At 46.0% G+C, this 13,005-nt stretch carries 10 protein-coding genes; 4 read left to right on the top strand and 6 right to left on the bottom strand.

The window, feature by feature from the left end:
• Positions 1–4: 4 nt before the first annotated feature.
• The gene (locus EHO60_RS16165) at positions 5–1,084 is read left to right on the top strand and encodes a DUF1574 domain-containing protein (protein ID WP_135769260.1); all 1,080 of its coding nucleotides are present in this window, start codon (positions 5–7) and stop codon (positions 1,082–1,084) included.
• A 16-nt stretch (positions 1,085–1,100) separates the two neighbouring features.
• Here the strand turns inward: EHO60_RS16165 and EHO60_RS16160 are convergent, their stop codons facing one another.
• The 3 genes from EHO60_RS16160 to EHO60_RS16150 all read right to left on the bottom strand — a co-directional run bounded on the left by EHO60_RS16160 (position 1,101) and on the right by EHO60_RS16150 (position 4,961).
• Positions 1,101–1,643 carry a DJ-1 family glyoxalase III gene (locus tag EHO60_RS16160; protein WP_135769259.1) on the bottom strand — a complete coding sequence of 181 codons (543 nt, stop codon included), beginning with the start codon at positions 1,641–1,643 and terminating at the stop codon, positions 1,101–1,103.
• 67 nt (positions 1,644–1,710) lie between these two features.
• Positions 1,711–2,865: a glycosyltransferase gene (locus EHO60_RS16155; protein WP_135769258.1), complete on the bottom strand. Its 1,155-nt coding sequence runs from the start codon at positions 2,863–2,865 to the stop codon at positions 1,711–1,713.
• 200 nt (positions 2,866–3,065) lie between these two features.
• Entirely contained in the window at positions 3,066–4,961 is a 1,896-nt protein-coding gene (locus EHO60_RS16150) for a glycoside hydrolase family 5 protein (protein ID WP_135769257.1), read from the bottom strand.
• Between the two features lie 352 nt (positions 4,962–5,313).
• Here EHO60_RS16150 and EHO60_RS16145 point away from each other — a divergent pair, with 352 nt between their 5' ends.
• Positions 5,314–5,790 (top strand): DoxX family protein, encoded by a 477-nt coding sequence (locus tag EHO60_RS16145; protein ID WP_135769256.1) that lies wholly within the window; start codon positions 5,314–5,316, stop codon positions 5,788–5,790.
• A 1,148-nt stretch (positions 5,791–6,938) separates the two neighbouring features.
• Here the strand turns inward: EHO60_RS16145 and EHO60_RS16140 are convergent.
• The 3 genes from EHO60_RS16140 to EHO60_RS16130 all read right to left on the bottom strand — a co-directional run bounded on the left by EHO60_RS16140 (position 6,939) and on the right by EHO60_RS16130 (position 10,336).
• Entirely contained in the window at positions 6,939–7,352 is a 414-nt protein-coding gene (locus EHO60_RS16140; RefSeq protein ID WP_135769255.1) for a hypothetical protein, read from the bottom strand.
• Between the two features lie 171 nt (positions 7,353–7,523).
• Positions 7,524–9,905: a hypothetical protein gene (locus EHO60_RS16135; RefSeq protein ID WP_135769254.1), complete on the bottom strand. Its 2,382-nt coding sequence runs from the start codon at positions 9,903–9,905 to the stop codon at positions 7,524–7,526.
• 149 nt (positions 9,906–10,054) lie between these two features.
• The gene (locus EHO60_RS16130; RefSeq protein WP_135769253.1) at positions 10,055–10,336 is read right to left on the bottom strand and encodes a hypothetical protein; all 282 of its coding nucleotides are present in this window, start codon (positions 10,334–10,336) and stop codon (positions 10,055–10,057) included.
• A gap of 271 nt (positions 10,337–10,607) precedes the next feature.
• Between EHO60_RS16130 and EHO60_RS16125 the strand changes: the two genes are divergently transcribed.
• Positions 10,608–11,546, top strand: coding sequence for a FecR family protein (locus EHO60_RS16125; protein WP_135769252.1), 939 nt, complete (start codon positions 10,608–10,610; stop codon positions 11,544–11,546).
• A gap of 40 nt (positions 11,547–11,586) precedes the next feature.
• Entirely contained in the window at positions 11,587–12,864 is a 1,278-nt protein-coding gene (locus EHO60_RS16120; RefSeq protein WP_246028360.1) for an S-layer protein, read from the top strand.
• Positions 12,865–13,005 lie beyond the last annotated feature (141 nt).

The following is a 13,005-nucleotide window of genomic DNA, read 5'->3' as shown; positions in this document are numbered from 1 at the left end:
TCCCATGAAAGAAAAAAAAGTCCTTTTGATTCCATTCCTGATTCTTGCCGCTATTTTATTGTCGGATCGCTTCCTGACCAATTCGTATTTCATGCGGTATTATTCGAATACATTGGCTTATTTGAATTTTTCGAGTAAGCACGATCTTTACGAGGATTTGCGCGAATATCTGAAGCAGCCTCTACCTGAAAGAAAGAAGGTGCTCGTCTTTTTCGGGAACTCCAGATCTCTTCTGTTTCCTTACCATGAACTCCGGAAGAAATATCCGGATTGGATCGTTTACAACTTTTCCGTTCCCGGAGGATCTCCGGATTATTTTCTGTATTGGGTGGAAAGATTGACCGGAGACGGTTTGCAACCTGATTTCGTGATTCTCGACCAATCCATGGAAATCTATAATAAAACCCCCGTATTGGCCTTGGACGAGGTTTTGGTTTACGGACTTTCCCCGGGTTTTTTATTCCGACATTGGAACCGTTACTCCAAAGAGGAATGGTCGGTCTTTCTGTCCAAACGATTGTTCCGTACATATAGGGAAAGGCCGAAACTTTGGAGAATCAGGGAGCGTCTTAAGAACGATTCCTACTGGGCGAACAATTACGCGGAAGCGGTTGTGCAGACCTTAAAAACTCTCCAAGACCAGAAAGGGAGTACGGCCAGGGATGCGAGCGTAGTGAAGTTGCCGGAAGACCAATTGATTAAGAGGTCCGAATCCGATTTTCAATCCTATCTGAATCCGTATACATTTCATACTGACATGCTGGAGATGCAAAGGGATTCCGTTAGACTTTTGAAAAACGCGAAAATTCCCTACGCCACGATATGGGTTCGCGTGGCAAGACCGTATTATAAATTGTACGGAACGAGAAAAACGGAAACGCCGGAAGGCCAAAGAATTCCATTAGAAATTTGGAATCAAGAAATCCGGAAATTCAATGAAGAAACCGAGACATCTCTCTGGAATATGAACGACGATCCGGAATATTCCTGCGACGATTTTTCCGATCCCGGTCACATGTCTCCGAGCTGCTATCCTGCCTACGGAGACTTTATCTTTAAAAAGCTCTCCGAAATTCGGGAATAAGGTTCGCTTTCAGTATTTAACGTAGTTGCAATCCGGATTCGACTTCTTGTTTCTTTTCGCGACCGGAAAGAAGTTCGACGATTCTCAAAGCGAATTCGAAAGCGGAGCCAGGACCTATGCTGGTCAATACGTTGCCGGACTCTTCCAAACGGGATCCGGTGTATTCCGGTGATTCCGAAACGGAACCCGGAAAAGCGGTAAATTTCTGTCCCGGCTCCAGGATTCCGTGGTTCTTCAATACGCGGGGAGCGGCGCAGATCGCGGAGATCTTGCGTTTTTCCGCTTTGAACCTCTTCAATAAGGAAAGAAGATTGGGATCTCGGTCCAGGTTTTGCGTGCCCTTGTTTCCTCCCGGAAGTACGATCATGTCGAAATCTTCTTCCAATATTTCTGACAACGTCGTGTCTGGAAGGTGCTTCGTGCCGCGAGACGCTTCGATCGGGCCGGGAACGAGTCCCGCTGTGGTGACTTGTATGCCTGCTCTTCGGAGGACATCCACAATGATGACGGCTTCCATCTCTTCCATTCCCGTAGCGAACGGGACAAGCACCTTCGGCATAATTCCCCCTTTGAAAAGCGGACTTTTACGATGGGTTCACTATGCCATTTTCCATTCCGGAATCAAATCATTTCCGAACGGCTTTCGTCCAAGTGAGGTTCGAATTTAGGAAATAATTCGAAATCAGGCCGGCGCCGATGGATAGAAAATCGCAAAGCAATTTCACCGAGATCGACAGGGAATGGCTGTCGTTCGAAAAGGCGACTTTCGTGAGAAGCTGGTAGCATCCCAACTGTAGAACGAGGCTAAAAAGGCTTACACTGTGAAAAATTAGGAATCCTTTGGCTGCATTCCAACTTTGAAATCTCCTTTCATAAAACGTAAAGTAATTGTTGAAAAGAAAGTTGGAAAGTACCGATAACTCGATTCCTAAAAGTACGGAACTGGAAATCGTTCCCACATAAGAAATTCCCGTATTCAGATCCGGGAATCCGAGAAATTCTCCCAACAGGAATCCACCCAAGTTTACGATGATCCCCGTAGCGCCTACGAGAGCATAGAGTAAGAAAGTAGGGGAGATCCATTTTCCGTAACGGATGTCCAGAAGGGCCACTAGGAAATTCCGAAGAACGGAATTGTCCAATTTCGTTTCCCCGTGGATTCTCGTTCTAAAAGTGTACGGAATTTCTTCCACCTTCAAGTCCTTGCTTCCTCTGGCCAGGAATTCCAACAGGATTTTAAAACCTCTGGGATTGATATTGTTTTTCACCTCGGAATAGAGGTCTTTTTTAATCCCGAAATATCCGCTCATCGGATCCGAGACGTCCTGTCTCAGGATCCATCTTGCAAGAGTGTTCCCGAATCTACTCACCAGTACCCTTAAGAGGGACCATTTACCTGTAGAGCCCCCCTTCGTGTATCTGGTACCCAAGCACAAATCGTTTCCTCTATCATTGAGTGAGCGGATCATTTCCGGTAGGATTTGCTCGTCATGCTGGAGGTCCGAATCCATTACCACGAACAGATCTCCTTCAGCGATACCCATCCCGGTCAGGACGGCCGAAGACAGTCCTTTTCCGGAAAGTCTCCGAATGACTTTTAATTGGGGGATTCTTCGTTTTAGGTTCTCCGCCACTTGCCATGTATGATCCGGACTGTCGTCGTCGACGACGATGATTTCGTGTTTAAATCCGGAAAGGGATTGCGAAATCCTTTCCGCAGCGATGGGTAGATTTTCGCTTTCGTTATACGTCGGCAGAATGATGGAAACGATCGGTTTCATACTTCAATAACCAGGATTTATTCCCTTAGACTCCGCAGCAAATACTATTAAGTAATTAATTAATTACATACTAAAAATAAATTCAAAAATCCTCCTGGATTCTGAACTTCGGTCGAGGGGGAAAAAGAAAAACCGCAGGAGTAGTCGAAAAATTCGCTACTTCTGCGGCGAAAGGAAAAGCGGATATTTGTACGGACGCGTTATCTGCAACAAAGAAGGGCGCTTGCCGAACCGTTTCTTTGAGCCATTCCCGCCACATATTCGTTGTCGTCGCACTGGCCTTTGTAGGAACCGGAAGCCCAATCGCCTCCGCGAGTTGAGGTGCGATTGTCTCCTTGGTTGTACCAAAGAGTCCGGCAACTGTTTCCTAAACTGCGGTTACTCTGGGCGCATAGAATTCCGCTCGTTCCCCACCAACGTTTCGAAAAGCCGGACACATAGTAATTTTGCGGACATTCGTATTTTGTAAATCCGCCAGCCCAATCTCCGGTGCCATGGTATCTCGTAGAGGTTTCATTTACGGACTGCACGTTATACGAGCGACTTTGGGCCCAGAGATTCCCATAATTCACGTCGGTGCATAATGCCCTTTGGTCCTGGCTGAGTCCGTTCAATCTATATCCGTCCGAGCAGGTACCCTTGTTGGCGCCGTTGTCCCAATCGTCGTACAATGTGGAAGAATTGTCGTTTCCGTTCCCGATCGAAAGATTGGAAAAATGATACGCAAAGACCGATTGCCCCTGGTTCCCCGAATACGTTAGGAGCTGATTCAAGGGGGCGAATCTCCAATCGTCTTTTAGAGTTCTGGACCAATCGCTGGATACTAAACCCCATTCATCGTTTCCGTTCAACGGCCAAAAAGCGAAATCCAGGTCCCGAGCGATCAGATAATTTACGAGATTTTGGAGCCATTGCTTGTCTTGAGGGTTCGTGGTGGAAGGCGACGCTCCGAATTCGCTGACCCATACCGGAGTCGTATAATACATCTCCGGATCCACTACGTAGCCCCATTCCGAATATACCGTATTGTTAAACGTATTCACGTCCATTTCCCGGTACATGATATTTCCGCCGGACGTATTCGGATCTCCGTTGTTCTTCGGCCCTATGTATCCGTAATTGTGCGCGGAATAAACCAATTTATTCGCTACAGGAAGGTGAACCGGCAGGTCTTTTACGGGTTTCAAGTGGGGTCTTTCTCCGGAACCGAGTACCGGGATGAGGCCCCACCAGTTGATTCCTTCCACGATGACGAGCAAATCCGGATTGTTCTGCGTGACCAAAACTCCTAGGTCCTGGGCCGCCTTATGCCAATCATTAACGTCCCCCGATCCCCAATTCGGGCTATCCGGAATGTAAGTGTCTCCCTTTCGCTGGGTTCTGACTTCGTTTCTGAGATCCGCAGCGATAACCATCTTGTTATTTTTGTAGCGGTTTACCATCATCAGCCAATCGCCTTGCCACATGTCCGTGGAAGAATTGTAGGCCAAATTAGAGCCGGTATGATACCAAAGTCCGTTATAATCGAAGCCGCAACACCACTCAGCTAACGTCGTATGATTGTTTAAAACGACCGCGATTCCTGCATCGGTCAGCGCCTGTACCGTCTGGTCATACACCTGCAGAGGAGTCATTCCGCTGAACTGCGGATTGGCGCTGACGTCCGCGTCCGCAACCGGAGAATTATTGTGCAACATGACGTTCGAAAACGGAAGTCTGACGGCGTTAAAACCCCAGTTCTGAATCAGAGCGACGATGTTCGCAATCGGTTGTTTGTCCAAACCGGCCACGACTTGATGGGTGTCGCTTGCTCCATACCAGTTGACCGCCTTCAATTTAAAACGGTTATTGTTCGAATCTACGATGTATCTGCCGTTCGTACTGAAAGGCACGGCAGGTAGGGGAACTCCGGTGGAAGAATAAAGTTGTTCGCTGCGCTGCGAAGTTTGTTGGGTCCAGCTTTGTAGGTTTGCGACCAAGGAAGAAAGCGTTCCCGCACCGCTGAATTGCGAATTTTCTTTTTGGCAAGCAAGAGCAGGTAGCAGAATGAGGATCGTCGCAAGGATCCCCGGAATTTTGGTTTTCTGTATCGACATTTCAATTCTCTCCAAAGGCGACCGGCCCGGCATTGCCTTTTCGTTGTTCTTATCTTTATAGTAAACGACAGCCTACTTATATATCATCTCTATAGCGAACGCTAAACGACTTATAAAGGAATTATTTTATAATTATAACATTTGTTATATATAATACCTCGGAAGGAAATTCGGCTGTTTGTGGAGGAAAGAGTATCGTTCGTTTCGAATCCATTGGAGTAACTGCTTTTTGAGGAACGAGGCGGGTCCAAATGAGATGGACGATTTTCGCAGAGTTGATTCGTGGGAATTGCATGAGAAAGAGACTCTTTCCGGAACGGATCCATAATCAATAAAACGATACAGGATAAAAATGATCAGACATTTCTTTCAAATCGAAGATACAAAAAATTCGTATTCGGTGATCCTCCGAGTTTTGGTCGGAAGCGTGTTCCTCTGGGAGGGAATCATTAAATTTCTCTACGTGAACCAGGGCGTGGGGCGCTTCACTAAGCTGGGGTTTCCCGAACCGTCGTTCGTAAGCGGCACAATCGGATGCCTGGAAATTTTAGGAGGATTGTCCTTGGCAATGGGCTTGTTCACGAAAGAATTCAGCCTCGTTTTTCTCGTAGAAATGATGGTAGCAATGACGATGACCAAAATTCCGTTATTGTTCGGAAGTTCGCCCTTGGCTTTGCCTCACAGTCCACCTGTGACCGGAATTTGGGCCTTTTTACATGAAATTCGATCCGAATACTCGCAGGCTCTGGGATCCTTGTTTTTATTCTTCAACGGGCCTGGAAGCTATTCTCTAGATGCAATTCGGAAAAGAGTCAGTTCCAAGCAGTAAACATTTCGTAGTTCCTTCGCATAGGGGAAGGTTCTCCTATGCGATTGTGTTTCTCTGCGGTTTCCTGGCGGGAACGGAGATCGAGACAGAATCTAGTACTTCCGATAATAGATATTATGTCTCATTATTGAAGCGGCTGTTTTGATAGTACTCAAACATACTTTACACTTTATATTTAATACATCCTTTACAGAAAGACCTAAAATAAACCACGAACCTTACGTTTCTGAAGCGTAAAGCCTCAATGAATTAGCAAATCATGTACTCTAATATTAGTCTATAGCCATTCCGGTAATCTTCCGGATAACCAACCCCGTTATGAAATTCCAGAACTCTAAGACGATAAATTCCTGCTCTTTTATTATAGGTCCAAAATTCAGAAGTGATCGGAGAGCAAATCGGATTTGGATCGTTTATGGATTTTCCAGTATAAGATTCTAAGTCTGTGCTCGTTACCCGTAATCTTATTTCCATCTGTAACTATGAAGTCTCCAGATTCACAATTATAGGATATGATTAATGGTTTCCCGAGGATTGAAGAAACTTTCGTTCTCGAGAATCCTATTTTAATTAAACGAAATTTTTTATCTGAGTAAGACGAAGTATATACAGTATCATCCCCTAATACAAATAAAACTGCATTATCCCAGAGTCCATCTAATGAGCATATAGAAACCGATATGCAAAGAATTAAAATAGTAAGGATGGATGAAATAATGTAGATCTTATTTCTTGTTTTGATTTGCTTCATACTTTCTTAGTTCTTCTTTAACATTTATTCCAGACTTTTGAAAGGCATGATTCCAAGATGTATCTCCTCGACTCCGAAGCTTATGAAGCAAGTTTATATCCTGCCAGCCGTTTTGACCACTGTAAACTTTCACTGAAGCCGCTACGAACGTTTGCCAACCGGATATTCTTGGTGACCAGCGAGCTCTTCTCGTAGAACTTTATAAGGAATTGCGAGATGTGAGAGGTTTTTTCTTTTAAAATAAAAATTCTACTGAGAATTCAAACGTATTTTTAAGCGTTTTTCGGCGCCTTTTCTAAATAGTTTTATGGTAACTTCTTTTCCGGAATTTTTCCCGAGCTCTGCAAGATACTCCGGAATAGTATAGATTTTTTGAGAATTAAATTCTGTAAGGATATCATACTGATGGTTGGTATCCCTGATAAGATATCGTCCTCCCGGCAGGCGTCAGAGCAGTTCCATAAACGAAATTGCTTGAAGAGTATGAATAAGAATGATCGAATCGAGATCCAAATAAAACAATTTCGGCGTCAAATTCAAATGCTGCATCCCGAAGATCGCCCGACCAGATTTTATTTGGAGTGGCTTTAAATGAAGATTCACCCACTACCATATATCCATTTTCTACCATTCTTAGGTCATCATTTACGGGATCTGTCGAATAACTGCGAAGCTCAGGTTCTTTATTTGAAGAAGCAAGAATTTGATTCGGTTTATGGCGTCCAGCGGAATGATCTGAATAAAATTCCACATAAGGGTTAGAAACGCATCCAATGAAAAGAATACTGAAAATCGACAATATAAACTTCATGATTTTAGAATAACGTTTATATCATCGTTTGCAAATGTTTTTCGATAAAGTTGAAGGACCTGACTTAGCTTGCAAGATTTTTAGGTTGAAAACTGGCTGATACCATTACCGAGATCAGATACTCTTAACGAGTATAACGGACCGAAACTATGCCGGGGCCCCGCTAGTTTCTTATTTACAGGCCCCGTTGAATTCGAATGCCCCGATGGAATACCCGTAGGCCCCTGCAGGAATAAACGAAGGAGCCGCAACCGCAGTGTTTTGAGTCCTTGGCCTGGTTTCTATATCACTCGCCGTATATGGAGCGAGTATATTGTCGTTAATTCCTCCGTAGACTGCATAACAGGAGGAACTAGAGGAAAGATCGAAGGCATGGTCGATATCAGTAGCGTTTACGAACTTGGGATTTTGAGCATAGTTTTGGGAAGCTGCGCCGGCTCCGGTTAAATACGTCGGTACGGCGCAGCTCGTGGAGCTCAATCCCCCGATGGCCGCTCCCGGACAGATGGAAGTATAAGAAGTGGTCGTTCCTGCTTCATAAGCCATCGTCGAGCAACTATAAAAATTATTCCCTTGGATCGAAGAACCTACACCGGAAGTCAAAGCGTTGAACAGACATACGTAGGAACTGCTCGGAGTGATCATCTGGTTGTTCATCAATTTCATATCCAGTGCCAGGACCGCACCGTAACGGACTGCGTTCGTCGTGGCCGTCAGGGATCCGTTTCCTGAGTAGATGCTATTTCCAAGCACGGCGACATTGCTGGTGGAAAGATTGGTGGATTGGAAAAGGATTCCGAAGAAATTCGAAGCGCTGACGGTAGCATCAATATACGCTTGCGGATTAATAGAATTGGAATTGATCGCCAAAGAGTTCGTAGCGATCATATTGCGCACTTCGACTCCTGCGGAATAGTTCGTCGGAAATGCCGATCCTACCGATCCAAGGCCACTGATCCGATTCCAAGTGAGCACTGCGGAGGAAGCGTCGACCACCACTCCGGAGGAAGCAGCTCCGCCGGAGCCGCCGTAAATCGTATTGTATTCTAAAACCGTGTTATTGCTGCCTACGATTTGTATCCCGGACAAGAGTCCTCCCGCCGAGCTAGGTTGTCCCCCTACGATCGTATTCTCGAAAATGAACAATCCGCCGGGACTCGGGATCGAGGCGTTTAGAAAAATACCGGTGGTATAAGCCTTCGTGGGATCCGATGATGCAAAAATTCCGAAACCGGAAATTTTGACGACTTCGTTGGCGGTTAACGCCGCGAGAGTTACGATGATCGGAGCGCAAGGAAGCGCATAGGAAACCCCGCAACCCGCCGTCGAATCATTAATCAATGTTTGGTACGTACTGGGAGATCTTGTGCCGAATCCTGGAGCAAACCCTCCGACGATCGAAGTCTTTTTGGTTAAAGAAATGGCCGTCGTGACTGTATACGTTCCTTGCGAAACGAATACATGACAGGAGTTGGTCCCGCAGTTCGTGACTCCTTGCTGGATGGTCGCACAAGGCGCTGCCGGGGTTGCGCAGGCTGGAGCGGCCGCGTCGGTTCCAGTGGGAGAAACGTAGTATTTATTTGCTACGAGAGAAAAATTCACCACAAGTGGAGAACCTTCCAAAAGTACGTTGCCTCCGCTATCCGTGCATCCGGTGATTTTTGCGTATACGTTCAGCGGAGCCGCTAAAGTCGGACTATAACTCCCGGAATTCGGGATGATCGAAAGAACGTTTCCTGCAAGGGAAAGGGTCGCGTAAGGGCCCAAGTTCGTCGGGCTTGCCGCAACGGTGGCATCCAAGATGCAGCTCCCCGCAGTTGGAGTTTCCGATAAAGTAATATTGATCGTATCCGTTACCAAAATAGAGGTATTGTCCGCAGGCAAAACGGAGATGTCGCTAAAGCAATTCAATATGGGCGCGGCGGGAGAACCTCCGTTGACGATCCCCGTATTCGCAGGCACGGCCTTAAAAATACAGGTATGGTTCGGCAATCCTTGGAAGACACCGACTGCGAAAGACTGTTGGTCTGCAATCGTAGTCGGAAAGGAATAAGTTCCGTTAGTGGTCACCGTAAGGAAGTCTATGGCATTATTCGAAAGTACTAATGAATTCGTATTTGTGCTGGAGATACCGACCACTGTCACATTGATAGGATAAAACGCGGTCCCACATTGCACCTGGACGACGGTGGACGGGAACCCTGTCTGACCCGTCGGATTCGTGATTTGACAGATGATTTTAGGTGTAACCGTCGGTTGGGCCGTAACCGTTAAGGAATAGTTCGTTCCCGCTACTTGTTTTGTAGGAAAGGATTGGGTGCTGTTGCTGGAGAAGGTTAAAATTTCTCCCAGAGAATCCGAGATGGAAACGGTCGCCGCTGCGGGAAGTCCGGATACCTGAACCTGCAGAGGTACAGGCGTACTAACACTCGTAGTCAATTGGGAAAAAGCGAGAAAGTCATCAATACCGGATTTCGGTCCTTGGTAACAATCTAGGAATAGAAAAGAGACTCCCAGCCGTAAAATAATATGAAAAATCCGCCGTAGGCACATCGAAAGAAATCTATTCTTTAATTATAACCTCTGACTCGGGAAAAACATTCAAAGAATCGAGGAAAAAACGTAGGAAACATACCGAATTAGGCGCTTTTCTTTGCCCCCTCCCCTGTCGTTTCGGCTCTGCCTAGCCACGATCGAATTTGTCAATACCCTTGCCAAAGAGAGATTGTAACAATCGTTTTATTATTATCCGACTTATTCAGGCACTCGCACTTCACTTGGGCGGATTGGCTGTAATAACCCTGGGATGCGGAGAAACCCGGAGCCGGTTTGCAACTTTTATACAAACCTCCTTCTACCAGACGATTGCAAGCCTGCTGGATCGCCGCTTCTATATCCCCATTTTGCGCTTTCACTTGTTCGGGAAGCAATAACAACGCGATACTTGCAAAAAAAGCGAGCAATATGATTCGTATTTTTTTCATGAAAACGTCTCGGAGGTCGGGGAATTAAATGTGAAGAATCTTTTGGAAAGAAAAAATTTCAAACGAAATTTCGGATAGGACGAATTTTTCCCCGTGAATTGTGCTTTTTGTATGGAATTATCCGTCTCATTACGCTGTAAATTCTTTGGCGAATCCGTGGATTCGATCCGATCGAAATTGAAGAAAATTTCCTCGGATGGAAGAGACTGTTGGATTCGTAGCTTCAATAGAAAATCCAAATACCTTGCTGCATTTGCTTTGAGAGGAATGAATGCAATTTGAATCGCTCCGGTCCGTTCCGGCAAAAGTAATTCCCGTTTTTCTGGGGATTCTATTCATCCATCTGATTCCGGAAATCCATCCGGGTTTCGAGTTTTCCGGTTCCGTTTCTAAACTTTCGGCCCAAACCCAAGACAATAAGGGCGCTCACGACGATGTTTTCGAATACAAAGTGAAAAAGAACGATACATTATCCAAGATTTCCAAGCAATTTCTGGAAGATCCGGGGAAGTGGAAGGAATTGTTGAAGTACAACGAAATTCCGAACCCTTCTTTGATTCGGGAAGGGATTACTCTGAAGATTCCGGGGTATCTTAGAAAGGATTCCATTCCGGCAGTCCCTACTACTACGGTTGCGGCGAGCCCCGAGGGGATCGTGGAATTGGCCGTAGGAGTCGTCGAAAGTTCGAAGGACTTCAATCCGGTTACGAATGCGGGAAGCTGGGCCAAGATCGGTAAAAATGCCACTCTCTATACCAACGAATGGATTCGTACGAAGGAAAAATCTGCGCTTAGATTCGCGTTTCTAAAAACTCGGATTTCGTTCGATGTCCGACAAAATTCCCTATTGAGAATCATTTCGAGCGGCGCTCAATCTCTTGCGGAATACAAACAGGATACCGCCGAAAATGCGAAGGCAGTCCAAGTGAATTCCGGATCTGTGCAGTCCGCAGTCTCGGAAAAAGACAAAGGAAAAAAATACAAACTCTTCGTGGTCACTCCTGTAGCCATGGTCGGAGTTCGCGGAACCGAATTTTACGTGGATTCCAGTATTCCTGAAAAGAGTTTGATTGGATGTTACGAGGGGGAATTGGAAGTAGGTGCCCAAGGATCCATCGTAAAAGTGCCTGCCGGATTCGGTACGACTGTGGAAAAGGGGAAAAAGCCCACAACCCCTACCCCTCTCCCGGATCGGGTCGAGATCCAGTAAATTCCGACGAAATGAGTTTTTTCTCTTTCAGATAGAAGCGATGAAAATTTTCGAAATCTTCCGGACCGTTTGTATTTGCATCTGTATTTTCGGTCCTTGGCAAATCCAAGTTTTGCGTTCCCAATCTCAACCGAAAAAGTCGACGGTGGAAGCGCCTCCTCTCCAAACGATAATTTTGAAATGGGGATCTGTCCGGGGCGCTTCGGCTTATCTCGTGGAGCTTTCCGAACATTCCGATTTTATAAACGTACGTTCCACACAGACCGTGTATGAATCATCCTTTACTTACGGGCAGGAACTCCTTCCTTTCTACGTTAGAATCACCGCGATCGGAAGTTCAGGAATCAGAGGCCTTTCCTCTATGTCCGTTTCTCTCAGGGAATACGCGGATCGATACAAAGAGGTTCGGTATGAGACCGACGATTTCGTCAACCCTTCGGAAAAATTGGAGATATTTCTAGAGGAGCCTCGGGACGAAAATTCTCCCAAAACGGACTCTAAAGGAAAAGCTCGTTTACCTACGAAAACCTATTTCAGGATCGATAAGGGCGATTGGCAGGAATATAAGGGAACCATTCCTCTTCTAAAAGAAGGATGGGCAGACGTCGAATTCTATTCCGAAGACATCGTCGGCAATAGGGAAGAAGTAAAGAATATCCGGATATTGAAGGATACGACCGCGCCTACGGTTGCCTGGGAAAGAAGAAAACCCGGGCGCTCTAATTTACCCGAATACCGCCCCGGAGATATTTTGCCGTACGGAATTTTCGAAGAAGGATCCGGAATCCGGTTTTTGGAAGTGGAACTGAAATCGGAAACGCCTGGCGCTCGAAAAACGGGAAGACAGAGAAAGCGGGAATTTTCGGGAAATAAACCGTCCTTCCGATCGGAATACAAACTACCCGAATCGTTACAGGAAGGGATTTGGATTTTGCAATGGAAGTCCGAAGATAAGGCGGGAAACCGCAATACGGGCGAATTTCCGATCGCGATCGATCCCAAAGGACCTTCCTGCGAAATCGTTTTGCCGGGAACTCGTAAAGAAGGTGACGTTTATTTGTTAAACGACAAATCAAAGGTCCATGTGTTTTGCAACGATGAAACGAGTGGAATGAAGGAGGTGCTGATTACGATCTCCTCCGAAGAAGGCGTAACGGAATTTCAGAATCAGGAACCCTTCCCTCTTCCGATCGGCAAGTCCACCGTCACGATACGAGCGTCTGATACTCTAGGAAATTCGAGCGAATTCCATTATAAAGTAGAAGTCCTGGATCCAAACTGGCCGAAAGGCGGTACTCGATTCGAGGTTAAGAAATAGAAACTTCTGCAGAGAGATCCCGTGGAAGTCGCGGGTTTCTCAAGGTAGAACTCCTGCCCTACTTGCCTGTCCGAAAAAACTGCAATCTCTGGAATCAACTGCGCTGAATTCTTAAGGAGCTAAGGTACCATTCGAATGCTC

Source organism: Leptospira fletcheri (assembly GCF_004769195.1).
Classification (GTDB): domain Bacteria; phylum Spirochaetota; class Leptospiria; order Leptospirales; family Leptospiraceae; genus Leptospira_B; species Leptospira_B fletcheri.
This window is presented reverse-complemented; position numbering and strand designations above follow the sequence as displayed.